At 46.3% G+C, this 23,361-nt stretch carries 27 protein-coding genes; 3 read left to right on the forward strand and 24 right to left on the reverse strand.

Features of this window, described 5'->3' with window-relative positions:
* The first annotated feature begins 171 nt into the window (after positions 1-171).
* Both AC3WRW_RS26950 and AC3WRW_RS26955 read left to right on the forward strand, forming a co-directional pair.
* Complete coding sequence (locus tag AC3WRW_RS26950) at positions 172-1,173, forward strand: M23 family metallopeptidase (protein WP_492549310.1); 1,002 nt, start codon at positions 172-174, stop codon at positions 1,171-1,173.
* Complete coding sequence (locus AC3WRW_RS26955; RefSeq protein WP_492549311.1) at positions 1,173-1,625, forward strand: bactofilin family protein; 453 nt, start codon at positions 1,173-1,175, stop codon at positions 1,623-1,625. Before AC3WRW_RS26950 ends, AC3WRW_RS26955 begins: the two co-directional genes overlap by 1 nt.
* 143 nt (positions 1,626-1,768) lie before the next feature.
* On the opposite strand, the gene AC3WRW_RS26960 is transcribed toward AC3WRW_RS26955, so the two are convergent.
* The 6 genes from AC3WRW_RS26960 to AC3WRW_RS26985 form a co-directional block, all read right to left on the reverse strand.
* The gene (locus AC3WRW_RS26960) at positions 1,769-2,797 is read right to left on the reverse strand and encodes an ABC transporter substrate-binding protein (protein ID WP_492549312.1); all 1,029 of its coding nucleotides are present in this window, start codon (positions 2,795-2,797) and stop codon (positions 1,769-1,771) included.
* Positions 2,798-2,813: 16 nt separating this feature from the next.
* Entirely contained in the window at positions 2,814-3,578 is a 765-nt protein-coding gene (locus AC3WRW_RS26965) for an ABC transporter permease (RefSeq protein ID WP_492549313.1), read from the reverse strand.
* Complete coding sequence (locus tag AC3WRW_RS26970) at positions 3,511-4,350, reverse strand: ABC transporter ATP-binding protein (RefSeq protein ID WP_492549314.1); 840 nt, start codon at positions 4,348-4,350, stop codon at positions 3,511-3,513. The genes AC3WRW_RS26965 and AC3WRW_RS26970 overlap by 68 nt, the downstream gene beginning before the upstream one ends.
* Positions 4,351-4,394: 44 nt before the next feature.
* Positions 4,395-5,642 carry a DUF445 domain-containing protein gene (locus tag AC3WRW_RS26975; RefSeq protein WP_492549315.1) on the reverse strand — a complete coding sequence of 416 codons (1,248 nt, stop codon included), beginning with the start codon at positions 5,640-5,642 and terminating at the stop codon, positions 4,395-4,397.
* 273 nt (positions 5,643-5,915) lie between these two features.
* Complete coding sequence (locus AC3WRW_RS26980; protein WP_492549316.1) at positions 5,916-6,596, reverse strand: HD domain-containing protein; 681 nt, start codon at positions 6,594-6,596, stop codon at positions 5,916-5,918.
* Complete coding sequence (locus AC3WRW_RS26985) at positions 6,593-7,567, reverse strand: helix-turn-helix domain-containing protein (protein ID WP_492549317.1); 975 nt, start codon at positions 7,565-7,567, stop codon at positions 6,593-6,595. The genes AC3WRW_RS26980 and AC3WRW_RS26985 overlap by 4 nt, the downstream gene beginning before the upstream one ends.
* Before the next feature lie 244 nt (positions 7,568-7,811).
* Here AC3WRW_RS26985 and AC3WRW_RS26990 point away from each other — a divergent pair, with 244 nt between their 5' ends.
* Positions 7,812-8,264, forward strand: a complete 453-nt coding sequence (locus AC3WRW_RS26990) for a flavodoxin (RefSeq protein WP_171683208.1) — start codon at positions 7,812-7,814, stop codon at positions 8,262-8,264.
* A 119-nt stretch (positions 8,265-8,383) separates the two neighbouring features.
* Here AC3WRW_RS26990 and AC3WRW_RS26995 read toward each other — a convergent pair whose 3' ends face one another.
* From AC3WRW_RS26995 to AC3WRW_RS27080, 18 genes are all read right to left on the reverse strand, one after another.
* Entirely contained in the window at positions 8,384-8,626 is a 243-nt protein-coding gene (locus AC3WRW_RS26995; RefSeq protein WP_492549318.1) for a hypothetical protein, read from the reverse strand.
* A 26-nt stretch (positions 8,627-8,652) separates the two neighbouring features.
* A complete protein-coding gene (locus AC3WRW_RS27000; protein ID WP_492549319.1) occupies positions 8,653-9,339 on the reverse strand; it encodes an MgtC/SapB family protein in 687 nt (228 codons plus the stop codon).
* A gap of 139 nt (positions 9,340-9,478) precedes the next feature.
* Positions 9,479-10,690 (reverse strand): ABC transporter permease, encoded by a 1,212-nt coding sequence (locus AC3WRW_RS27005; RefSeq protein ID WP_492549320.1) that lies wholly within the window; start codon positions 10,688-10,690, stop codon positions 9,479-9,481.
* 2 nt (positions 10,691-10,692) lie between these two features.
* Positions 10,693-11,367: an ABC transporter ATP-binding protein gene (locus AC3WRW_RS27010; protein ID WP_492549321.1), complete on the reverse strand. Its 675-nt coding sequence runs from the start codon at positions 11,365-11,367 to the stop codon at positions 10,693-10,695.
* Entirely contained in the window at positions 11,351-12,511 is a 1,161-nt protein-coding gene (locus AC3WRW_RS27015) for an efflux RND transporter periplasmic adaptor subunit (protein ID WP_492549322.1), read from the reverse strand. The genes AC3WRW_RS27010 and AC3WRW_RS27015 overlap by 17 nt, the downstream gene beginning before the upstream one ends.
* 28 nt (positions 12,512-12,539) lie before the next feature.
* Positions 12,540-12,716 (reverse strand): hypothetical protein, encoded by a 177-nt coding sequence (locus AC3WRW_RS27020; protein ID WP_492549323.1) that lies wholly within the window; start codon positions 12,714-12,716, stop codon positions 12,540-12,542.
* 87 nt (positions 12,717-12,803) lie between these two features.
* Positions 12,804-13,532 (reverse strand): YIP1 family protein, encoded by a 729-nt coding sequence (locus AC3WRW_RS27025; RefSeq protein WP_492549324.1) that lies wholly within the window; start codon positions 13,530-13,532, stop codon positions 12,804-12,806.
* Positions 13,532-14,056 carry a stage II sporulation protein M gene (locus AC3WRW_RS27030; protein ID WP_492549325.1) on the reverse strand — a complete coding sequence of 175 codons (525 nt, stop codon included), beginning with the start codon at positions 14,054-14,056 and terminating at the stop codon, positions 13,532-13,534. Before AC3WRW_RS27030 ends, AC3WRW_RS27025 begins: the two co-directional genes overlap by 1 nt.
* A 112-nt stretch (positions 14,057-14,168) precedes the next feature.
* Complete coding sequence (locus AC3WRW_RS27035) at positions 14,169-14,453, reverse strand: uberolysin/carnocyclin family circular bacteriocin (RefSeq protein ID WP_492549326.1); 285 nt, start codon at positions 14,451-14,453, stop codon at positions 14,169-14,171.
* Positions 14,454-14,541: 88 nt separating this feature from the next.
* On the reverse strand, positions 14,542-15,321 hold the full coding sequence (locus AC3WRW_RS27040; protein WP_492549327.1) for an ABC transporter ATP-binding protein: 780 nt from the start codon (positions 15,319-15,321) through the stop codon (positions 14,542-14,544).
* Positions 15,322-15,339: 18 nt separating this feature from the next.
* Entirely contained in the window at positions 15,340-17,112 is a 1,773-nt protein-coding gene (locus tag AC3WRW_RS27045) for a hypothetical protein (RefSeq protein WP_492549328.1), read from the reverse strand.
* 145 nt (positions 17,113-17,257) lie between these two features.
* Complete coding sequence (locus AC3WRW_RS27050; RefSeq protein WP_492549329.1) at positions 17,258-18,082, reverse strand: helix-turn-helix transcriptional regulator; 825 nt, start codon at positions 18,080-18,082, stop codon at positions 17,258-17,260.
* A 172-nt stretch (positions 18,083-18,254) separates the two neighbouring features.
* Positions 18,255-18,944: a response regulator transcription factor gene (locus AC3WRW_RS27055; protein ID WP_492549330.1), complete on the reverse strand. Its 690-nt coding sequence runs from the start codon at positions 18,942-18,944 to the stop codon at positions 18,255-18,257.
* Positions 18,941-20,416, reverse strand: a complete 1,476-nt coding sequence (locus AC3WRW_RS27060; RefSeq protein WP_492549331.1) for a sensor histidine kinase — start codon at positions 20,414-20,416, stop codon at positions 18,941-18,943. Before AC3WRW_RS27060 ends, AC3WRW_RS27055 begins: the two co-directional genes overlap by 4 nt.
* A 5-nt stretch (positions 20,417-20,421) precedes the next feature.
* Positions 20,422-21,171 (reverse strand): ABC transporter permease, encoded by a 750-nt coding sequence (locus AC3WRW_RS27065; protein ID WP_492549332.1) that lies wholly within the window; start codon positions 21,169-21,171, stop codon positions 20,422-20,424.
* Entirely contained in the window at positions 21,164-21,901 is a 738-nt protein-coding gene (locus AC3WRW_RS27070) for an ABC transporter ATP-binding protein (RefSeq protein ID WP_492549333.1), read from the reverse strand. The genes AC3WRW_RS27065 and AC3WRW_RS27070 overlap by 8 nt, the downstream gene beginning before the upstream one ends.
* Positions 21,902-21,964: 63 nt before the next feature.
* On the reverse strand, positions 21,965-22,900 hold the full coding sequence (locus AC3WRW_RS27075; protein ID WP_492549334.1) for a hypothetical protein: 936 nt from the start codon (positions 22,898-22,900) through the stop codon (positions 21,965-21,967).
* Positions 22,901-23,160: 260 nt separating this feature from the next.
* A partial coding sequence (locus AC3WRW_RS27080) for a hypothetical protein (RefSeq protein WP_492549335.1) occupies positions 23,161-23,361 on the reverse strand: 201 nt, incomplete at its 5' end.

Here is a 23,361-nt window from a genome sequence, read left to right on the forward strand (position 1 = left end):
GAAAAGTTGAGCCCTTGGACAAGTTGCCCCTTCCCAATTTTAGTATGCCCTATGAAGGAGAGATTGTTTTACGGACTTCCGGCCAAATAATAAATTAGGCATGACTCATCTTCTTCATGAATACAATCCAATCAAGGAGGGGGACTTTGTTACGGAAAGGAAGAGGATCGGTTGAGATTCATATGGGGTAAAAAAGAATTCACCTTAATGATCATTCCGGGCGCCAACCGCCGAACCGTAAGATTCAAGCTTCCGCACAGTAGTTTATATATTGTGCCCAGCGTGATCCTGCTCGTGCTGATTGGTTTTTTTGTCACGATTTACTTAATGAATACCTACTCCCATCAAACGAAAGATGACATGCAGCGTACGTTCGATGGACAAGAACGCCAACTGGTTAATCAAATTACACTTAAAGATAATGAACTGGAAGAGCTTCAAGCTAATTTGATTGACTTATCCCAGCAAGCAGATGAGTTTAAGCTCAAGCTCGAAGAAATCAAGAAAATCGATCATGTCATACAATTGATGACCCAATCGGAAGAACCGAACAGGACAAGCAAAAAACTGTCAGCCTTCAACGAGACAGGGTACAGCTCGGATGTCGGCGGCAACGAGGTCCCGGTCACATCGCAAGATGTCACTCAGCTTGTTAGCTCTACCAAACAAGGGCTCTCTACTTTAGTCGGAGATATCAACGCGCTGCTTGTTAATCTCAGTAAGTCGGAAGCACGCTTGCAGGAAGCCGAGTACTTGCGCAGCATCACGCCGACACTTTGGCCCGTCATGACGCACAGCCTCACCTCCGGTTTCGGTATTCGGAAAGACCCGTTTACGGGTAAGCCGTCGATGCACACGGGACTTGATCTCGACGGCGAACTCAATGATGCCGTCTATGCGACGGCGTCCGGCAAAGTCATTGAAGCCAGCTTCGATAACGATTACGGCAATCGTATCATTATCGATCATTCGCGCGGGATTCAAACCGGGTATATGCATCTGAATAAAATGCTCGTGAAACGCGGAGACTCCGTAACGAAGGGCCAAAAGATCGGCCTGCTCGGTTCCACAGGACGAAGCACGGGCTCCCATTTGCATTACGAGGTACAGAAGAACCGCGTCCCGATTGACCCCACCCCTTATCTGATAACCGATAGAAAGGATGAACACTAATGCTTGGAAGCTCAAAATTGAAACGCATCGACGCGAAAACAACGGATACGTTGATCGGGGGAAGCACCATTTGCGAAGGTAAAATCATGTCCGAGGCCAGCCTTCGCATCGAAGGCCAGCTGCATGGCGACATAGAATGCGCAGGCGACATTACGATTGGCGAAAACGCCGTCGTGCAATCCAACATCCAGGCGCGCGATGTCATCATTGCCGGCAAAGTAAAAGGCAATATCTACACCAAAGGCAAGCTCATTGTCACCAGCTCCGGCGTGCTGGTCGGCAATATCGATGTCCGCTCCTTCATCGTTCAGGAGGGCGGCGTTTTCCAAGGCAGCAGCGCGATGCAAATCGCAGCGGTGAGCGACAAAGGCGGCAGCAGCGGCAAAGTCATCGACGCCAAGGCGCATAAGCAGCAGAAGAGCGAGCAGCAGGCGGTTTCGGGCGGGAATTAGCCGAGAGTAGTCGGAAGCAGTAGCAGAGCGGACGATGTTCAAGGGTTGCGTCAAGGAAGGCACATTAAAAAGACCAAACAAACCCGTGAGGTTCGTTTGGTCTTTTATTCATGCAGTATGATGTCCCTGCCTGCCCCGCCCGCCTACTTGCCGGCCTTCACCTCGGCCAGCATCGAGAGATCGACGAACTTGCTAAGATCGAGCTCCTCTGCCTTGATGCCCTTAATATACCTTGCGGCGATTGAGACCTTCGCCATTTCCTCCATCACCTTGATGTCAACGTCGGTGGTAAGCTTCAGACGGCTGAGCGAAGCTTTGATCAAGCTCTTGTCCATCCCTTTGCCGCTGTACTGCTTCAGCTGGTTATTGATGAGCTCGTAAGCTTGCTCAGGGTTGTTCTGAATGAACGCGATGCCGTCCATATTGGCTCGGATCGCGCCCTTCACGATATCCCTGTGGCGCTCGATAAACTTATCGCTCGCCACCATAATCACCGTCGGATAATCGCCGTGATTCGGCGGGACCGCCTGCCAATCGACCACGACCTTGCCGAGTCCGGCCTTCTCGATCTGTGTCCCCCATGGCTCGGGGACAAGCGTCGCGTCAATTTCCTTCTGACGGAAGGAAATGAGCGCATCTGACGGAGAGCGCACAATGAGATGCGCGCTGCCCGTATTGCGGCCAAGCGAGATGCCCTCCTGCTGCAGCAGCAGGCGAAGCGAAATTTCATTCGTATTCCCTTTGGACGGAATCGCGATCGTTTTATCGACTAAATCTTTAACGCTATTTATTCCTGCGCCGTTTCGTGCAACAAGCACCGCACCGCCGTTGTTGGAGCCGGAGACAACGCGATAGTTGCCGCTTTTCAAAAAGAACGTTGTGGCAGGCCCGGGACCTACGAAGCCGACATCGATATCCCCCGTAGCCATCGCAATGGACAAGTCGGAGCCGTTATCGAAAGCCGTGACTTCAATCTTCACGTCGTTGCCCCACTCCCTGGCGAAATACCCTTGCTCCAGCGCGATATAGGCTGCGGCATGCGTGACATTTTTAAAAACTCCGACCCTGACCGTTTGAGGCTTGCCGGAAGCCGTGAGCTTTTCCTCACAGGCGCTCAGCGTTGTAACGACGAACAGAAGCAGCAGCAGCAGCATCCATGCTTTTTTTCTCATGCGACCCGCTCCCTGCTTAAGATTTGGAGCCGGCGAGGCCATAGCGCTCCAGCACTTTATCTTCCAGTTTCTTAAAGCAGAAGTGGTCGGAGACCGTGCCCAGCACAGCAATAATAATGACGATACACAGCATGAGCGAAGTGTCGCCCAAATTGCGCCCGTCCTGCAGCAGTTGACCGAGCCCCGCCCCTTTGGCGATGAGCTCCCCGGCAACGAGAGCACGCCAGGCGAAAGCCCAGGCGGTACGGACACCGTTGATGAGATGCGGGAAAGCCGCCGGAATCATGATTTGCACAAACAGCCTGAACCCGTTGCCCGTTCCCATCGTTTGCGCAGCGCGCAAGTAAATCGGCGGGATGTTCTTGATCCCGGTGCGGCTCGCAAGAGCCATCGTCCAGGTTGCGCCCAGCGTCGTAATGAAAATAACCGAAGATTCGTTAAGACCGAACCAAATAATAGCAAAAGGCAGCCAAGCAATGCTCGGAATCGTTTGCAGCGATACAACCAAAAAGCCGAGCGTATCATCAAGCAGACGGTAACGGGCGAACAAGAAGCCTAACGTCGTTCCGATCGCCAAAGAGATCGCGAAGGAAACGAGCAAGCGAATCATACTGGCTACCGTAGCTTCCAACAGCTCGCCATGCACCAATCCGTCATAAAACGCTTGCAGCGTCTGAGTCGGCGAAGGGAACTTCCAGCCCCAGCCAAACAGTCTAAATCCCGCCTCCCAAGCTATCAGAAGCAGTACCAGAAAAATCGTTCTTCTTAATGCGGTACTCATCGCCCGTCTCCTCTCTTACCACCTTCTCAAGCTCATCCGCCAGCGCGTCCAGCGCCGCATTCTCCACGTGATGCAGCAAAGGATCTGCGATATCCCGAGGTCTTGCGGCCTGTACGGCAAACTCCTTCTTAATCGTGCCGGGACGTGTGGACATCACCACGACACGATCCGATAAGATCACCGCTTCGCGGATGTTATGGGTAATGAAGAGAATCGTTTTACGCGTCCGCATCCAGATTTCTTCCAATTCCTTATGCAAAATAAGGCGAGTCTGCTCATCCAATGCTGCAAACGGCTCATCCATGAGCAAAATCTCAGGGTCCATCGCAAGTGCTCTTGCAATTGCTGCCCGCTGCTTCATGCCGCCGGAAAGCTCATGCGGATAGCGGTCCGCGAAGCGGCTGAGATGCACGGCTTTGATCTGCTCCATCGCGAGCTCGTGGCGCTCTTTTTTGGGAATGCCCTTCTGTTTGAGGCCGAAAGCTACATTGTCCAGCACCGTTAACCATGGGAAAAGGCCGTGCTCCTGAAACACGACCACGCGGTCCGCCCCGGCGCCGGTCACCTTTTTGCCATTCACCTCAATCGTGCCCTCGCTTTGCGTATCGAAGCCTGCGACCAGGTTCAGCACCGTCGACTTTCCGCAGCCGGATGGCCCTAGTACGGAGACGAACTCCCCTTTTTTTATCGTTAATGTGATATTGTCCAGCGCCTTGTAATTGCCGCCGATTCGCTGCACGAACGTCTTGCTGACTCCTTTAATCTCGATCAAAGCGCATCCCTCCACCTCGGGCATGTCCCGTAAGTCGTTCACTTTTAAAACAGCATTTTTATCCCGGCTAAGCCAAGCCCGATGATGAATCCGCAGATCGCCCCGTTGACGCGAATCCACTGCAAATCCTTTCCGATCTTGTCTTCCATAAGCTCCGTCAGCTTCTCATTGTCGAACTTATCCAGATTCTCTTTGACCAGTTGGCCGATTTTGCTGTGGTTTTTCTCCAAATAAGCGGCAATCTGCTCCTGCACCCAGATTTCGCCGCGCTGCACCAAAGCTTCATTTGCCTTCACAGTCGCAAGCACGTTCCGAATCATCGGCACCACATACACAGGTACAAAATCAGGCTGTTCCACAAAGTCCACAGCTTTAGCCTTCAGCCGCACAATCAATCCCGCCAGCTTAGCGTCCAGATCGAACATGTCCGGGAGCTTGGTTTTTAACGCTTCAAGTTCTGCCAAAAGCTTAGGATTTCTCTCCAGCTTGTTCAGCTCGCTGCGGATGAAGGAAAGGACGGCCTCCCTGCGCGGATGATGATTCATGCGCATTTGCTCAATGTAGGAAAGCAAGAAGTTCTGGATGATGCCACCGATTTTCTCCTCATTGACCATGCCGATAAACGCGTTCACGGCGAACGCCATGAAGCCATTGGACTGCAGACCCTCGAAAGCTTTGAGCGCCATCGCTCCGAGCTGATCGCGCGTCTCTGCTTTGAACGCCCAGGCTTCCACTTTATCAAGAATAAAGTCCAACGTTTTGCCATCATAGCCGCCTTCCATAACCGTATCGACAAGCGCGCGCACAAGACGGCTCGTATCCAGGTCCTGGAGCGCTTTGCGGATCTCTTCCGCCAGCAGCGGCGTTAATTTTTCAAGATCAATCGCGTTTAACGCTTGTTTGGCAAGCATGCCAAGGCCTTTGTGAAGCGCCTCGCTGTCCAGATGGCTTTCCGCCAGCTCGAACCCTTGCTCCAGAAAACGAATTTGCTGCAAGCGGGCACGGATCGTTTCTTTGGAGAGCAGCTCGTTCTCAACCGTGGAGACAAGCGCTTTCGTAATTTTCTCGCGATTCTTCGGCAGCAGCGCCGTATGCGGAATCGGAATGCCCAGCGGGTGACGGAACAGGGCGCTAACCGCAAACCAGTCAGCCAATCCGCCTACAACGCCAGCTTCAAAGCCGCCTTGCAAGAATCCTCCCCACACCGTGGAAGCTACGGGAAGTGTAGCTACAAAACCTGCTCCCATCACGCCTAAGGAGACTGTCGCTATATACTTTGCTTCTTTTTTCATCGTCACAACATCTCTTTCTGCTCGAATTTCAACATCATCTTCGTTCTATATTACCACAAATTCCGACGAAAGCTGATCTCGAAACTGAATCTGTTCAATTCAATTTGGCAGGCGTAGTAACGGCAGGGTTTGGGACCAAGTTAAGATGCCTGGGAGCAACTTTTCATGAGCTTAAATGCAGAAAAACCGTCAGGCGTACTTCTCGCCTAGACGGTTTATTCTTTCCGCGAATCCAGGGTGCCGCATGCGGCCCTAATTTCGTAGCAGCATAAATTACCGCTCGCCTTCCCACTCCGCGTAAAACTGCCCGAGGTACTGCTCCATGAAGCGGTGCCGCTCATCCGCAAGCTGGCGGGCATAGGCTGTATTCATCAGCTCCTTCAACTTGAGGAGCTTCTCGTAGAAGTGATTAATCGCGGTGTCGTTCCCCGCGCGATACTCCGCTTCCGTCATGTGCTCGCGCGCCGTGACGGTAGGATCATGAATCGGGCGGCCCTTCCAGCCCGAGTAGGCGAAGACGCGCGAGATGCCCACCGCGCCTATCGCGTCCAGCCGGTCGGCATCCTGCACGACCTGCCCTTCCAGCGTGCGCATCGGCGGACGTGCGCCGCCCTTGAACGACATCGTGCCGATGATCTCCAGCACGTGATCTACCGCGGCCGCCGGGGTACCGCTGGCGGCCAACCAATCTTCCAGCTCGCGCTGCGCGGCGGCTGGATCGGCGTTCAGCTTCTCGTCGACGACGTCGTGAAGCAGCGCGGCAAGCTCGCAGACGAAAGCGTCGGCGCCCTCCTGGGCGGCGATGCGCTTCGTCGTCTTCACGACGCGATAGATGTGCCACCAGTCGTGGCCGCTGCTATCGCGCTCCAGCTTTTCCTTCACCAGCGCCTCCGCCGCGAGCAGGATGTGTTCTTGCTGTTCTCTCGTTAAGTGTTCTCCGTCACGCTGCGTCATTTCTTCTTCTTCCTCTTTCCTTCACCGGATTTGCTTTCATTCGACTTTTCTTCGCTAGCTTTGCCTTCCTGAACCTTGCCTTCACCACTGGTACTTTCCTTTGTCTTACCCTCACCATTCTTACTCTCACTTAGCTTGCCCTCTAACAGCTTCCCGGCATCGCCCGGCTGATTATCCTTCTCTTTTCCCTCGGTGTACTTCTGGATAATCTTCTTAAAATTTTTCCCGTATTTATCTTCCAGCTTCGCGCCCATATCTTGCTGCAGCTCGTGGATCACCACATCGCGCCAAAAGCTGTTGAGCAGCAGCTCCACCATCGCTGGATGCTCCGTCAGCATGGCAAGCGTCGGCTCATCGCCGCCTCGCGTGCCGACAATAGCCAGTTTACGGTCGATGAGCAGCGTAAACTTCCGCCCTTTACGGTCGCTCCATGCCGCATCGCGCTTATGCGGAAACTGATGCACACCGCTCGGCAGCCCGCTATCGCCGATCGTCGAAACAAGCAGGCGCACGCCTTGTGCCGGCACCTGCCGCAGCTCGTCCTTCAGCAGCTGCGCTTCCTGCGCCCACAGATCACAGAGCGCCTCCTCCTTCGCCTTCCTCAGCTCCGTGCGGATGCGATCCAGAACCTTGGCGTCGCCTTCCAAGCTGAAGTACTCGGCACGATGCGCTCCCTGCTTCGGCATGTGCTCTTTCACGTAGCGGATCGATGCCTGAAGCTCCGCCTCCACACGCTCGCCGATCTCTTCGATCGGCACGCTTTGGTAGTGCGTCGGCTCACCGTGGCTGGTGAGCACCGCGCCCTTCTCCGCCAGCTTCTGCAGCGCGGAGTAGACATTCGAACGCGACACGCCGAGCTGCTTCGCGATTTCATAGCCCGTTTGCGTACCGCATTCAGCAAGCACATGCAGGCACTTGGCTTCCAGATCGGTGAAGCCCAGATTTTTCAAATGCAGATGAATATCCTCCATGCCAGTTCCCCTTTTCCGTATGCCGCGTAAAGTTCATGTTTCGATATTGTATCATGATTTCTTCCTCACAGTCGTATAGTCCTTCCCTGCTGCGCATCTGAGCGAAAACTTTTTATTCTCATTGCATTCTCATTTAAATGTTGACAATGATAATCATTATCACTTAATATGAAAATGATTAGAAGCACCAAGACGTTAACAAGATGACTACATACCTATAAAACCATTCCGTGGAGGGAACACCATGCCAAAAATCATTATTGTGTACGCCAGCATGTCAGGAAATACGGAGGAAATTGCTGAAGAAATCGCGACAGGTATCCGTGAGGCAGGCATTGAGCCGGTTGTAAAATCCGTTGTAGATGCAAGCGGCGTAGAGCTGGAAAACTACGATGGCATTCTGCTTGGAGCCTATACATGGGGCGATGGCGATCTGCCTGACGAATTCGAGGATTTCTATGATGAATTAGAGGATTTGGATCTTAAAGGCCGTAAATCCGGCGCATTCGGTTCAGCCGACTCCTCCTATACGCACTTCGGCGCTGCCGTGGATACCATTGAAGCTAAGCTTGCCGAGCTCGGTACGGAGAAAGTGTTTGACGGTTTGAAAATCGAATTTAATCCCACCAGCGAGCAAAAGAAATTATGCCGTGAGTTGGGTGCGAAATTCGCTGCTGCCGTCGCAATTACGGCCTAAAACATGCTGGCGGGCTTTGGCGCTTCGCTGAGCTCGCTTCTTGTTGCTGCAAGGCTGTACGCTGCTTTTGTGCTTACAACATTACTGCGGCTAAGCCATACAAAACTCGCTCATCTCTTCTATGTTGCACTTTCTACAATCATATTGCTCAAATTAAGCATAGTCATAACCTCACGTTGTACATTGTGCAACCATTTTAGCGGAAATTTGCCTTTTACCGGCCATTTGGCTGATATCGTTGTATTTTGTACAACAAACTGCTCTCCGTAGAGCAAAAACCTACTCTTACGTTGCATTTTGTGCAACGAAGCTCCGCCCATGGCCCAATCAAGCCCCAAACAAAAAGGATCAGAACGCAGCACTAGGCCGATGCTCCAATCCTTAGCTTCTACAGCGTCTCCACTTCGGCGAATTCAATATATGCCATGCTTTTTAACTCAGCGTATACTTCCGAAGCATACTTGCGGTCAATGAACACGATGAAATTGAGCTCTTGCAGCTCATGATTCAGCTCTTTAATGTGTACGCTTTTCATTTTGTACCCTCTGGCAATGATATCCTTGATAATGATCGTTAAATCGCCCTCATGCGATACGACGAGCCGGACGCGCAGATCCTTCATCAACAGCGGCCTTGGCCCTCTTTTTTTAATATAATAAGGTAAAACAACAACACTCACCATAATCAGTAGCAATCCAAAAAACGCTTCAACATAAAACCCGGCCCCAACCGCAATCCCCAATCCTGCCGCTCCCCAAATCATCGCCGCTGTCGTTAATCCGATAATGACATCATTATGCTTCCGGAGAATCGCCCCTGCGCCAAGAAATCCGATTCCGCTGACCACCTGAGCAGCAAGCCGCATAGGGTCCATAACATGCAGCCCTGGTACCGCATATTTATTTGCAGATTCAATAGACACAATCGTCAGCAAGCAGCTGCTGAGACAAATAATTAAAGAAGTTTTGAGTCCGAGAGGCTTATTTCTGATTTCCCGTTCCAGACCAATAATTAGACCGAAAATAGCAGCGATTCCTAACTTCATTAAATCATGCATATCCACAGACAGCGTCATCGTTGTTGTCTCCTCTATGTTAGATAGATTTTACAATATATTAACAATTAGAAGTTGTAAATGAACATGAGTGGAAGATTTGCTTTTTTATGCCCAAAAACGAAAAAGCCGGGCTAGAGTTGTGCACTCTTGCCAGGCTCTATTCATATCTCAGAGATTCATTCGGATCGCATTTCGCGGCCTTATTGGCTGGCAACATGCCAAACAGAATACCAATAGACATAGAGAATAATACACCACCAATAATTACTGGTACTGATACTAGCGGTGGCCAATGAGTTAACATCGACACTAAATAGGCTCCTCCTGTTCCAATGAGAATACCTATACTGCCTCCTAAAGTTGTTAGAGTCATGGATTCGATTAAGAATTGCAGTAATATACTTCCCCGCGTGGCTCCTAAGGCTTTGCGTATGCCAATCTCTCTGGTTCTTTCGGTTACAGATACCAACATAATATTCATTACACCAATACCACCTACAACCAGTGAAATTCCCGCTATTCCACTGATAATAGCTGTCATGGTCTTCGTAATCATCGAGAGGGATTCCTGAATTTGTTCCATATTAAAAATATAGTATTCACCATTTATTTTCTTATATCGATATTTTAGATTAAGCAGATCTACAGCCTTTTGCCCGGCTTCATTAAGTTTATTCTGATCTTTGGCTTGAATGGCTAACGAATGAATGCTATCCTCACCGAACAAAGTAGGCCATACAGCGATAGGGACAAGAATTTTCCTCATTCCAAAATTTAGAAAACTCTTCTTTTTTTCCTTATAAATACCTATAACTTTAAAAGATATTCCTTCTAGTTCAATAATCTCTCCTACGATGCTTGTTCCTCTACTTAATTTCTCGACTACATCTTCGCTTAACAATGCAACCTTCCGACCTTGTTGAATCTCATTTTTTGTCATAAGACGCCCTGAAATCAATTCAAGAGGGTACACGTCGTAATATCCTTCCGTCATACCGACTATTTGAGAATTTACGATTTTATCTGCATAATGTAAAACTGAAGGAGCTGAATTCATCTTAATAATGCTTGATATTTCAGGAAGCTTTTGTAGATCAAAAACATCACTCTCATCAAATCTAACAGCAGGTTCATCGAAACTTTGTTCAACCTCTTCATCTGTCTCAAGATTGCGATAAAGTATATCTAGCGAGTTACTTCCATTGCCAACCAAATTCTTTTTTAATGCTGCTTCGCCGCCTTGCCCGATTGCGACAATGGTAATAATAGAAGCCACTGCAATAATAATTCCAAGCATCGTTAGCAGCGATCTTAATTTATGCGCATACAATGATGTGACGGCCATCTTCACGCATTCCCATAACTCCATTCCTAAACCCTCCGGTCCTCTATGACAATTCCGTCTCGAAGAAGAATGGTTCTTTGGGCGTACCGAGCTATTTCCGGTTCATGAGTAACAAGAATGACAGTCTTGCCATCCCGATTAAACGCAGAGAAAATATTCATAACCTGTTCACCTGTCTTGGAATCAAGAGAACCCGTAGGCTCGTCCGCAAGAATCACATCGGGGTTATTAATGATGGCTCTGGCTATTGCGACACGCTGCTTCTGCCCACCTGATAACTGATTTGGATAATGATTCATTCGATCGCTAAGACCAACCTTTTCTAAAGCCTTATGCGCTTTTTCCATTCTTATTTTTTTCTTTTCCCTGGCATAAATCAAAGGAAGCTCTGTATTGGCTAATGCATTCAACCTCGGCAGCAAGTGAAATTGTTGAAAGACGAAGCCAATATGCTTGTTGCGGTATTTGGCCAATTCATTATCCGAGGCTGCTGAGACATCCTTTCCATTCAAAAAGTATGCACCCGAGGTTATTGTATCCAACAGCCCAATAATGCTCATGAGCGTAGATTTGCCGGAGCCGGAAGGTCCCATTATAGCAACAAACTCACCCTGTTCAATCAACAAACTTAAATGATGTAATACAGGGACTTGAATGGCATCCGATTTATACGTTTTAAAAACATTATGAAGCTGGAGCATCTACTTTCACTTCCATTCCGTCTTTCCATTCTACTTTCGGATGTCTGACAATAATGTCCCCTTCGTTAACACCTGCAATCACTTCTTTAAGCTCATTGATCATCAATCCAATCGTTATTTCTCTCTTTTGCAGCCTGTTATCTACAACAGCAAAGACATATTCTTTACTATCCTTTGCAAAGGTTGCATCATGAGGCAGGATAAGTGCATTCTCTTTTGCTTTTATTTGTATTTCCACGGACACATGATAACCATCTTGCAATCCTTTGTGATTATCTATGAGAGCAACCTCGAACGGGTAAGAAGTAACCGATGTGTTCTTTTCAAGACCTGAATTTAGGACACTTTGAGAAGGACTCAATTGGATACTCTCAATCTTCCCCTCCCACATTTCATTTGATAATACTTTCGCTTTCACTTTTACGGGCTGACCCACTTTTACAAAGACAGAATCGAACTCCGTAATTGTGCCCTTAACTTTATAAGGTTCGTTGGACACAAGATGAATGATAGGTTCTTGTAGGTCTGTCGCTGTTTTATTGGCATTTCTCGCAACTTTCTTAACAATTCCAGACATCGTGCTTTTGACAACTAAGTTATCCTTCTTCTTTAAGAGACTAGCCATTTCCATTTCATTTTGTTGCATGGATAACATCGTATATTTTACTTGTCGATCGAGTTCGTTTTTATTTTTCTCTATTTGGCGAAGAGACTCTTCGACCTGCAATGTATCTTTTAAATTATGCTTAAAGTCTGCTTCCAGGTTATCCAGCTTTTCACGATGCTGCTCAAGTTCAAGGGATAAGCGTGATCTCTCAATTTCCAACAGAGTTATCTTATTCGTAATTTCATTTTCGTCATAACGAAACAGCTCAGTACCCTTATTAACTACTTGTCCGTCATAAACGAATATATCTTTAACGGTTCCCATGGCTTCATTTTTAAAAATCCGCTCTTCTTCTCTTGGTGTTACAATTCCTGAAGCAATCAAAGTATCTGACATTTGCTGCATATTTACTTTAATGACCTGTACGTTTGCCACTTTAGAGTGAGAGTTTTGTGATTTTGTTATTAAATATACATTTACTCCCACTATACTTAATATGCCAATGCCAATGATGGTTACTAACCACTTTTTCTTCATAGACTCCGCCTTTAGCTTTGGATCTTTATTATCTTCTTTTTATAAAAATCGTTACAAAGATACTTAATACGATCGCCGGAATAAAAATGACAGATATCGTAAACCAACTCCAATCAAACGTTCCTCGTAAAAGCATAGATATAACCGAAACTACAGTTAAAAATGCCATAAACTTCAAAAAGAGAAAGCCAGTTTTCTTATCCAAGCCTAAGAACTCCTTATTTTTTCTTGAGTACATCTAAAATTCAGTAATGGAGTACAGAGAATAACTAAATCTCCCTAGTTGTCCCAACTATGTTATCGCAATGACTGCAGAAGCATTAATAATAAAGATGATTAGCCAAACAGTGAATGCAGTTAAAAGTCCTTTTTTTAAAGAACTATTTGCTACTGTTGCTATTCCAAGACCAATTAACGAATAAGTCCATATTTCCATCAAATCAACTCCAGATAACACTTTAATGAAAGTTTGATTTTGAGAAAATTGGCTCGCCAGTAGTCCTAAGCTTGTGATTGATTGACTTGATGCAATTTCGGTAGTGCTAGACTGATGATGCGCATAGAATAATTTGGATATTTTACCGATAAATACGGGACCTTGAGAGATTAGAATAATTGCAAAAAGCATCTTTTTTTGAATCGTTGTTTTGAAGACTTTTGAAACCACATACAATGCTAAATGTGAGACTAGTACAGTGATAAAATAGATGCCAGTTGAAAAAATAGTAATTACAATTTTGAGTATCTGTGTAGCTAAAGTTGGTATTGCGATTTCCCCTTGATGCAGCAATGTCTGAATTTCATTCGTTGCAATTAATCGGTTGGAAACAAAGTAATAAAATGAAGCATGGATAATAAATAAACATAAGATGACCCATCGGATTCGATAGTTAGCATCTATTTTTTTGAATGTAAGTGTTGGTGAATAAATAACGGCCACAAGATCAAGTAAACTTTGGCCAGATGCAGTCTTTATATTTGATGTAGGTTCGATTGCGCTCATTAGTTCTACTCCAATCATTAAAGTTTAGCCGTAATAAAGCCCTCCACAAGAGCACCTACAAACAAGAAACAGATGACGTAAATGAGGTACTTTAGATGAATGGCCCACTGCTTATCAGAATTATAATAAAAATAAATGCCTTTTAAACCTATCGCCCCAGCAAGCAATAAAGCCGGGATTTCAAACATGCCGTGCGGTAGAATCTTTATTCCAATCTCGAATAATGAAGCCCCATCGATTAGCTTACTGGTGATTACTGCACCAATCCAAAGCCCGTTTATAAATAAAATAGCAATGGTAGGCAAAGCAAAAAAAAACAAGCCTAGTACAAGTATAAGCGCTACGCAACTATTCCTTATAAATATGTGTATGGCTGCCTGCGAACCAGATTCTTGATTTACTATTATATTTTTTGATTCAATAACGGTTGCGCCTGACGTTGCCAAGATGAACAATGCCCCAGTTACCACTCCAATGCATAACAGCAGAGTTGAGCTAAAATAGAGGTAACTTAACTTGGAAAAGTAATGTTTTATTTTCATAGCCGCACCTTATCATCTTTACTGGGAAATAAAAGCGGGATAAGATAAAGGTAGCAACCTCTTATCTCATCCCATTCTCGTACTGTTTCTTACGATAGCTTAGTAACCCTTATTACCAAGCTATTGCAGCTTTTGTTCCATTTTTTGCAACAAACTGTTTAACAACTAAAATGAGCCCAGCGCTCAAGCCAGCAGACGCAAAAATGGAAGCCAGAGCGATTACGGTGGAGCCTACATTAATGGCATTAACTATTACAGTAGCCCATGTGGCAGAAATGCCTGCGTAAGTTGTTAGATCAGCGAATAAAAGTTCCAACATTGTTTCACCCCCTTTCATATTTTTACAAACTACTTTTTTCTTTATTGCTAAATTGGTAGTAACGAGCATCACAATCATGCAAACGAGAACGAAAATGGACAATTACCAGTGTCTATAATAGAACTGAAAGGCCAGAGAAAGGAGGCCAATAATAAAAATCATTGCATTAATCAAGATTTTTATGAGAACGATTGTCTCCTTGGTTTGAACGTATTCGGTGGATTTGATGAATAAAATAATCTTCAAGGGACTTATTTGACGCTAATATATCTTTACGAGAACTTGTATCGACGATGCAGCCTTTTTCAATAAAGATAAATTCGTCACAAAATTTTTCGGCAACCTCTAATTGATGAGTGGACAACAGGACGGAGCCTTGGTTTGCTGCATAATCCGTAAGAATGGAACGGATGTTCAGTGAACTTATTGGATCCAATCCAGAAATATATTCATCCAAGAGCAGCAATTTAGGTTGTCTCAGCAAACAGGCAAGCAGCGCTAACTTCTTTTTATTTCCTAGTGAAAAATGTTTGATGTGTTTATCGAGTTCATTCGTCAACTGGAACTGTTCGGATTTCTCTGAAATGTCGTGTTTGGCTATATGCAGTCCAAATAAATCGCAATGAAACCTCAAAAACTCTTTCCCTGTTAATTCTTCGTATAACAAAGGATGCTCGGCAATGAAAGCAACCCTTGCTTTCGCTTCTTTCCACTGTGATTGCATATCAATTCCATTAATCCATACACGACCTGAAGTCGGATGGTTTAAACCAGCAGCAATTAGTAACGTCGTAGTTTTACCAGCACCATTAGGTCCCAAGAAGCCCACGATACGTTTATCAGGTACTTTGAAAGTTAGATCTGTTAAGATGCTTGCAGAACCAATGGTTTTACTAACATTCCAAAAGTTCAGACTTGTGTGAGCCTGTCCATGAATCTCATTCATTGGCGTTTTCCTCTTTGCTTATAGGTTTAATTCTTCAATCGTAAACAAACGGTTATGTTTGCGTTTTATCAACCAGGCTCCTAACCAAACAGCCACGATCGTAAGTAAAGGAACACAGATTAATTGTAAAAAAACGAAGGAATGCTCATTTATATTGTTAGCCAGATAAAAAGCAAGGGGCAGTAGCATAATGGGTATTATGAACCCCAAGAGCATCGTTCTTAGGATGGCCTTAATCATCCCTCTATCTGTATAATCATCCAGTTGTTCGACATGCATAAAGTCGAAATGTGGGCGCGTTATGCTTGGAATATAATTTACAAAGGCAAAGGCAACATAATTAATGATAGTTACTATCAGAATTAAAATAATTATCTTCCAACTAACAAGAGTTAGGCTGCTTACAATTACGAGCTGAGTTAGTATAAACATGGGCACAGAAGCAATTAAAAATATTCGGATTTTTTGTGTAAACACGTGCCATAATGTGAACCCGGCAAAAATAAATTGGGATAGCTGCCTGCCATCACTATCAAAAGAAAACTGGCTGGACAAGTCATCAAATAATAATGTAGAGAGAAAGTAAGTCAACATGTATATACATAGGGTCAAAACTAAATAAAATACTTTTACGGAGTCTGTATGACTAAGCAGAGCTGCACATACCCCAACAACGCTCCAAGTTATGGCTCCTCCCAATAAAACTGCAGGACGTTGCAGCAATTGTTGAGATCTGCACATCAGTTTAATCCTGGTGGCAATCAAAGAATCAGAAATCCCTAAATATTTACCAATAGCAAGAAAAATTTTCTCGAAAACCGGGTTATCTTTCATTTGGCGTTCTTTATTTGTTTTTGCGTTGCACATTGCTAGCAATAAGGTCAGAAGTGTTACAATGAAAATGTAATAAATACATCCAAGCAAATGAGCTGAGTCAACAGCAGTTCTGGCTAATAGTGTATGCGGCCAGTAATCATGTAGGAAGAACTGAAAAAATCCAGACACTTGTTGCAAGAAAAGTTGTTGTCCACTTAGTTGCCAATCCTTAAAGGCTTGTACATCTACTTGTTTGCCTATTAGCGGAAAGGCATTAACCCATGGAATAAATGTTGTCCCAAACAGATAGCCCAAACCAGCCACAGACAGTTTGAAGATAAAAGATTGGAAAATAATAAATTGGGTATATTCTCTTTTTCTCATTTTTATGAAGGTAGTCAAATTATGTAAGTTAGAAACAAATTGAGACTGGACGAAATAAGTTAAGAAAATGATAAATAATAAGACAAAAAAATGACTAAAGCTGGATGAAACGAGAAAAAGCAATGCTAGTAAGATTGGCATGAATCCAGTAATCAGTTGTTTGAAGCGCCAGACGATTTGTTCGGTGTATAAAAGTAATTTTCTTTGTCTTTCGCTGCACGCCAGATTATGCAGGATCAGGTCGTCCTTGTGGCTCAATTCCCACTTAGAAGCTTCCACGCCTGAAATAATAGACATGATTGTTAGTTGTATGAACAATAAGGTCCAAATATAGACTAACTTGGTATCTGCCTCAAGATACAGTGCTTGTTGCAGTAGTTCCTTAGCCATTCCCCCTGCATAGTCATTAAGCAGTTTAGATGCCTCTTCGGGCGGGTAAATGAGAATATCCAGAATGAACAGAGATAAAGAAAAAAAAACCATCATTTTCAATACATCAACTAAAAGTATGAGCATATAAGTCGGCGTTAACTTCTTCCATTCGTTTTTCCAGCGAATATAAATTTTCCATTTAATCCAATGAACCAACATTGCAGAATTTCATCCCCTAGAATTAAACTCAAGCAAAGCTGCAAAAGCCACGAGAGCTGCTACGATCGTCAAACATACTATTCATACTGTTAGTATTTATATTAACTTCATTTAAATTGTAATTAAATACCACAAATAGGGTACTTCATATCATAAATCTCTTAATAAATCCCCCTCGATCATGACACTTCGTCTTGCTATAAACCTTCTTAAGTGTGTGCCTCACCGTTGCCTCTGAAATGCCTAGTGCAAGTGAAATCTGCAAAGCACTTTGGTTCTGCAACCAGCCAAAACCAATTTCCTTTTCGCGTTTTGTTAGAGAAAAAAGATCAAAATGCTCATAGATCAGTGCCTGTCTACTCATTGGGTCAGCCAACATCATTCGAGATTCTATATCGGTTATCATCCGTCTTAATAGCGAGGCAATAAAACTTAGATTCTCAGTCAGTGAAACGGAAATATTCAGGTAACCTCCTATTTCATTTCCATGCTTAATCGGAGAGCACATACAACTCCATTTCGAAAAAAACGTCAAGCTGTGCTCTAATCCCTGTACCGCTACCAACGCATTCAATTGCATAGAAAGAGAAATAGCGTTAATGCCAGCATGCTCTAAAGCAAAGGATGTCCCCATACCAACATTCATAGACTCCAATGTATTTACTATATTTTCTGGCCCAGTAAAGACTAGTGCCACTCCGTTCTGATTTGTAAAAATGATTAAGTGCGGATTCGATATCGCTTTCGAGAGAGAAGCTATCTCTTCCTTTGCAGCTAAAATAAGAGATAATTCTTTCTTAATTTGTTCTTCACTCTGTATCTCTGCTAAGCGAAACGGCAAAGTCGAAATATCTCGGTCTATTCCTGTTTCGGTGAATGTCGCATTCCACAGTGCTATTTTCTTGGCTTCTATTTCCGATAGACGGATCCACAAGTGCTCCGAATCCCTTTCCCCGCTAAAAATATTCATATGGCCGCCCTCTCACAACGGAAATAATAATCCTTATTATGAAAAAATTTCCTTTTTAATAGATTTTACAGTAAGCGCATCTGAATTGGCAAGTATTTACATTTAGAGCAGTTTTCTTTACCAAGAAACGAAAAAGCCCGACCAGAGTTATACACTCCAGCAAGGCTTCCTATTAAATCCGGAACCGATACCCCGCGCCCCAGATCGTTTCAATATATTGCGGATTCGACGGGTCCTGCTCGATCTTTTCGCGCAGCTTCCGGATATGAACCGTAACTGTCGCGATTTCGCCCATGGCGTCCATCCCCCAGAGGAGATCGAACAGCTGCTCTTTGCTGTATACGCGATTCGGATTCATCGCCAGATGCGTAAGCAGGTCGAATTCTTTGGTCGTGAAAATAACCTCCCGTTCGTTCACAAAGACGCGGCGCGCCGTTTTATCGATCATCAAGCCGCGAATACGCACCTCGTCGTTCTTGGTCTCGCGCCGGCCCATCAGTCTTTCGTACCGGGCAAGATGCGCCTTAACCCTGGCCACCAGTTCGCTGGGGCTGAAGGGCTTGATCATATAATCGTCGGCGCCGAGGCCGAGGCCGCGGATTTTATCGATGTCTTCCTTTTTGGCGGAAACCATCAGAATGGGAATGTCCTTCTCACTGCGAATGCGCCGGCAAATTTCGAAACCATCGATCTTCGGCAGCATTAAATCGAGAATGATGAGATCATACGCTGTGGAAAGCGCGAGTTGGAGACCTTTATCTCCGCTATTTTCGATATCGACTTCATAGCCGCTGATCTCCAGGTAATCCCGCTCCAGCTCTGCAATGCTTTGTTCATCCTCAACGATCAAAATCCGACTCATCCTTGACTCTCCTCCTGCTTGTTAAGCGGTAATGCCATGTAGACGGTCGTCCCCTGCCCGATCATGCTGGTGGCGCCGATGCGTCCGCCGTGCTCTTCCATGATTTGTTTGGCTATCGCAAGGCCCAGCCCGCTGCCTCCGGTCGCGGAGTTTCGCGAAGGGTCGGCGCGATAAAACCGGTCGAAAATATGAGGCAGCGCCTCCTCCGATATGCCTTGGCCCCGGTCTTTTATTTGAATGACGGCATAGCCGTCGATCTCTCTGAGTGTTAAGGTGATGCGGCAATTGCCTTCCTCACTGTATTTGATGGCGTTTTCGATGATGTTCAGCAGCACTCGCCTTAGCTTATCACGGTCCGCCGTTACGATCAAAGGCTCTTTCGGCAGCTCGGTGAGCGCGAAATGCACGCCTTTTTTCTCCATATCGAACTGTAATTCCTGCGCGCAATCCTGCACGTATTGGCCCAGATCCACCGTTTCAAATTGAAAGGGAACTTTGCCCAGATCCAGCTTGGAGAATAAAAACAACTCATCGATGAGCCGATCCATATCCTCCGCTTTCGTATAAATGGTGCGAATGTATTTCTCCAGCTTATCCGGAGAATTCGTGACGCCGTCCATAATGCCGTGGGCGTATCCTTTGATAGCCGTAACCGGCGTTTTCAAATCATGCGAAATGTTCGTAATCAGCTCTTTGCGGTTCTCTTCGTATTGAAGTTGAACTTCAACCGATTTCTTCAGCTTGCGCCGCATTTCCTCAAAAGCCCTGCTGAGCTCCCCGATTTCATCATCGGACTGGGGCACCACTTCAAAGTTGAGATTGCCTTCTTTTATTTCCTCCGCGGCTCGTTTGAGCGCTCTCAGAGGTTTAATAATGCTGCGGGAAACGAAGAAAGTCAGCACGCCGTTCGTACCGACGAGAATGAGCACAAAGGTTAAAATGACCGATTTTGAAAACTGGTGCAAATATTTCTGAAAAGGACCTCCATCCAAAAAAACAAAGACGGACCCTTTGCTGTTATCGGAAAACAGAAAATCCTGCTGCCGAGTTATCCACAGAGAACCTTGATTGCGCTGAAATTTGCCGGATGAGGTGCCGAAAGTAGGAAGCTTGGAGCTGTTCTGCGCCTCCGCCTCTTTCAGATAGGGAGAACTATACGTAATTTCTTTATCTTTGCGGATAATAATACCCATATTGATTTTGTGGAACCGGTCCTCCAAGTCCTTAACAAATACGGGATCGAGAAAAGCGTCCGGCTCGGTTTCTGTTTTGGCTTTCATGTAAGCGACATTTTCGAGTTCTTGTTCAACGACGCGTTTGATCGGGTTGCCCTGCGAGAAATCGACCTGAAAACCGGACTTCAAACTACCGAACGTTGCGATGGAGATTAGGATCACGGCCATCCCTGAAAGGAAAAGAGGTACAAGCAGCATGGCGATATATGAAAGTACCAGCCGTAAGCGAATCGACATCGTGGTCAGATCTCCTTTTTATCGAACAAATAAAATCCTGCTGTAAAAAACAATATACTACACGCTATCAAAAACATAAAGATACTGCCCACCTTGCCGGCCGCCAAGCTGCTGCCAATCCAAAGCATATGCCAATCCGTATAGGCTGTAGGCGAGTACGTTGCAATCTGCGGGATAAAGAAAGCTGCCACCTTAAACGCCAAATAAAGCAGTATGCTCACCGTCAATGCGGAGGAAGCATTGGAAAAGAACTGCGCCAGACAGACTGCGGCAATGCTGAGCACAAGCAGCGGTAGAAAAGCCGCGCCATACGCGAGGAGCCAATTTACGACGGTCCCGAAGCCTCCGAGGTGCTGGAAAAACAACGCCGAAATAGCGGAAGCCAGCAGACCCGCAGCTAAGTACAGCGCAATAAAAACGCCGAGCGCAATTTGCTTGGAGGCGAACACCTTGAAGCGTGTGATGGGCCGCGTCAGCGTGTTCTTCATCGTGCGGTCTCCCATTTCACCGGAAAATACGTCCGCAGCGCCCATGAAAACAAAGAGAGGCAGGAAAATGCTCGTGAGCAAACCCAGCATAATAATGGGAAAATCTTGCGACGCAATCGCTCCGATACCAATGCCGCTTTGGAATTGGGACAAGAGCAGTCCTGCAATAACCGGAAGCAGCAGGGTGACGGCAAGGAAGAAGATCGTCTTCTTCTTGGATGTGATTTTGATGGTTTCGTTCCAAATGTTGGCCGTTAAGCTATGCATGTGCGGCGAGCCTCCTCACTTCTTGAATTTCGCGCAGGTATGCTTCTTCCAATGTCGCGCTGCCGCTGGCAATCTCCGATACAAGCCCTTCGCGGACAAGCCTTCCTTGATGGATGATGCCCATGCGGTTACACATCAGCTCCATCTCATGAATGAGATGGCTGGAGATCAGGAAGGTTATGCGCTCTTCGCGGGCCAGATGCATAATGATCTCGCGGATATGAACCATCCCCTCGATATCCAGACCGTTCGTCGGCTCATCGAGGATAAGCAGCTCCGGCTTTGACAGCATTGCCGACGCAAGTCCTAAACGCTGCTTCATGCCGAGCGAATAGCCCGCTACCTTTTCCTTTTGAAAAGGGGTGAGCCCGACGATTTCCAGCACTTCGTCTACGCGTTTCTTATCGGTTCCGGGATAAAATCTCGCCGCCAGCTCCAAGTTCCGCCTTCCGCTCATATAGGTGTACGCTTCGGCTGTTTCGATCAGCACGCCAACTTTCGCCATCGCCTGCTCATAGTGTGTGGACACATCATGACCAAACAGCTTCACTTCCCCCTGCTGCGCTCTGATCAGTCCGGTCATGATTTTCATGACGGTCGTTTTCCCCGCGCCGTTGGGGCCGAAAAACCCGTAAATATCGCCTTGCTGCACGGTCATATTGACCTCGTGAATACCGCGCAGGTTATTGTAAACTTTCGTAAGACTTTTGATTTCGACGACTGGCCTCATGGATGATCCGCCTTTCAAGAGAATATGGAGGTCAGCGGTTGCCTCCGCCACCTCCATTTTGTACTATTGCTTGTCGCTCCAGTTTCTGTGGGACTTCTCAGGGTCAAACTTCACGGTTTCCAGCTGCTTTCCTGTCAAATCTACCTTATCCGGAGTTGTCGAGTTCAGGCTGGACAACGTCATATCCACGCTCAGCACGACATCATGCGCTTGACCTTGCGCATCCTTGCCGTAGATGTGAATTTGGGCGTTCTGGTTGGTGATGTGATTATCCGCATCTACACTGGCGTTCACTTCCACTCCATCCATCTTGATATCAGACGTTAACTGCGGAAGGCTGTTCTTCAGCGTCGTCATATCGATACCGAGCGTATCATTTTTCGACGGCAGCGGACGGTCGTTCTTCTCGAGCGTGCCGTGCTTAATAACCAGAGAGCCAAGCGTGTTTATAACCGGAGAAATTTGACTGCCTGTCAATTTAAAATGAATCTCCTTCACGTTGCCCGCGGCTTCATCCATGGTGACATAGTTTTTGAGGTTGCCGACGATGGCGTCGACCACATTTTCCACTTCGCTGACGACTTGCGGGTCCGGTGTGTGCGCAGTGCCTTCACGGTCTTTGAACTTGCCGCCTCTGTCGTTTCCTTCCAGTACTTTGTAGACGTCGGAATCGTCTGTTTTTATAATTTGCTTGCCGTCTTGGTTGTAGAAATGAATCTTCTGTTCGTCTGTGCCGCTGTTCACGGTCACTTCTGCGCTTCCCGCGCGATTATCACCGCTGCTCTTAATGGTCGATTTTACGTTCAGCAATTGAGCTCCGTTGTCCTGCAGGGTTACATTTACTTGTCGTGTTACATTATGCACAGCTGCTGTTTGTTTCACGGCTGATTTGAAAGTCTCATATCCCGGTGCATCGCCCACGCCTGCATATACAGATGTCACCAGCATCATGCTGCCTACCGCCACGCCTAAACCTATCATTGCTAATTTCTTGTTCATATCTTTTGGCCTCCGCGTCTTCTCACGCTTTATCTAATTTGGATGCGTTCCACGCTTCCATGTATACATCTTATCCCTCCGATCTTAATTGCCGCTAAAACAGCTATTAACCTCGCCTAAAACAATTCTTAAAAATTTATAAACTGCCTGGACCAGGCGGGTTCGTGGATCTCCGCGGAAGCAGCATCGCCCACCTCCCATATGGGGAACTGGAGTCCCCTATTTATGCAATATCAGCAAGTTTCGACTGCCAGGTGGAACTACAGGGTCTTAATTGTCCATCCAACCGTGTTTAAAGCCAAAAAAAGAAAAATAGAGGAACAGAGTTCCTCTACACCCACCATATGGCCCAAATCTGCGAAAATAACGGACCCTAGTTCCCCCTCAGCCGCCTGACCATGGCCCCAGCCGCACAAAAAAGGGGCGAGCATCACCCCCGCTCCCCCCGCATCCCCCACTTC

Source organism: Paenibacillus sp. FW126-R14, assembly GCF_058789495.1.

Excerpts from the sequence above, each read along its gene's own strand:
- AC3WRW_RS26955 (WP_492549311.1), top strand. The coding sequence starts at position 1,173 with ATGCTTGGAAGCTCAAAATTGAAACGCATCGACGCGAAAACAACGGAT.
- AC3WRW_RS26960 (WP_492549312.1), bottom strand. The coding sequence starts at position 2,797 with ATGAGAAAAAAAGCATGGATGCTGCTGCTGCTGCTTCTGTTCGTCGTT.
- AC3WRW_RS26965 (WP_492549313.1), bottom strand. The coding sequence starts at position 3,578 with ATGAGTACCGCATTAAGAAGAACGATTTTTCTGGTACTGCTTCTGATA.
- AC3WRW_RS26975 (WP_492549315.1), bottom strand. The coding sequence starts at position 5,642 with ATGAAAAAAGAAGCAAAGTATATAGCGACAGTCTCCTTAGGCGTGATG.
- AC3WRW_RS26980 (WP_492549316.1), bottom strand. The coding sequence starts at position 6,596 with ATGACGCAGCGTGACGGAGAACACTTAACGAGAGAACAGCAAGAACAC.
- AC3WRW_RS26985 (WP_492549317.1), bottom strand. The coding sequence starts at position 7,567 with ATGGAGGATATTCATCTGCATTTGAAAAATCTGGGCTTCACCGATCTG.
- AC3WRW_RS26990 (WP_171683208.1), top strand. The coding sequence starts at position 7,812 with ATGCCAAAAATCATTATTGTGTACGCCAGCATGTCAGGAAATACGGAG.
- AC3WRW_RS27000 (WP_492549319.1), bottom strand. The coding sequence starts at position 9,339 with ATGACGCTGTCTGTGGATATGCATGATTTAATGAAGTTAGGAATCGCT.
- AC3WRW_RS27005 (WP_492549320.1), bottom strand. The coding sequence starts at position 10,690 with ATGGAGTTATGGGAATGCGTGAAGATGGCCGTCACATCATTGTATGCG.
- AC3WRW_RS27010 (WP_492549321.1), bottom strand. The coding sequence starts at position 11,367 with ATGCTCCAGCTTCATAATGTTTTTAAAACGTATAAATCGGATGCCATT.
- AC3WRW_RS27015 (WP_492549322.1), bottom strand. The coding sequence starts at position 12,511 with ATGAAGAAAAAGTGGTTAGTAACCATCATTGGCATTGGCATATTAAGT.
- AC3WRW_RS27025 (WP_492549324.1), bottom strand. The coding sequence starts at position 13,532 with ATGATTGGAGTAGAACTAATGAGCGCAATCGAACCTACATCAAATATA.
- AC3WRW_RS27030 (WP_492549325.1), bottom strand. The coding sequence starts at position 14,056 with ATGAAAATAAAACATTACTTTTCCAAGTTAAGTTACCTCTATTTTAGC.
- AC3WRW_RS27035 (WP_492549326.1), bottom strand. The coding sequence starts at position 14,453 with ATGATTGTGATGCTCGTTACTACCAATTTAGCAATAAAGAAAAAAGTA.
- AC3WRW_RS27040 (WP_492549327.1), bottom strand. The coding sequence starts at position 15,321 with ATGAATGAGATTCATGGACAGGCTCACACAAGTCTGAACTTTTGGAAT.
- AC3WRW_RS27045 (WP_492549328.1), bottom strand. The coding sequence starts at position 17,112 with ATGTTGGTTCATTGGATTAAATGGAAAATTTATATTCGCTGGAAAAAC.
- AC3WRW_RS27050 (WP_492549329.1), bottom strand. The coding sequence starts at position 18,082 with ATGAATATTTTTAGCGGGGAAAGGGATTCGGAGCACTTGTGGATCCGT.
- AC3WRW_RS27055 (WP_492549330.1), bottom strand. The coding sequence starts at position 18,944 with ATGAGTCGGATTTTGATCGTTGAGGATGAACAAAGCATTGCAGAGCTG.
- AC3WRW_RS27060 (WP_492549331.1), bottom strand. The coding sequence starts at position 20,416 with ATGTCGATTCGCTTACGGCTGGTACTTTCATATATCGCCATGCTGCTT.
- AC3WRW_RS27065 (WP_492549332.1), bottom strand. The coding sequence starts at position 21,171 with ATGCATAGCTTAACGGCCAACATTTGGAACGAAACCATCAAAATCACA.
- AC3WRW_RS27070 (WP_492549333.1), bottom strand. The coding sequence starts at position 21,901 with ATGAGGCCAGTCGTCGAAATCAAAAGTCTTACGAAAGTTTACAATAAC.
- AC3WRW_RS27075 (WP_492549334.1), bottom strand. The coding sequence starts at position 22,900 with ATGAACAAGAAATTAGCAATGATAGGTTTAGGCGTGGCGGTAGGCAGC.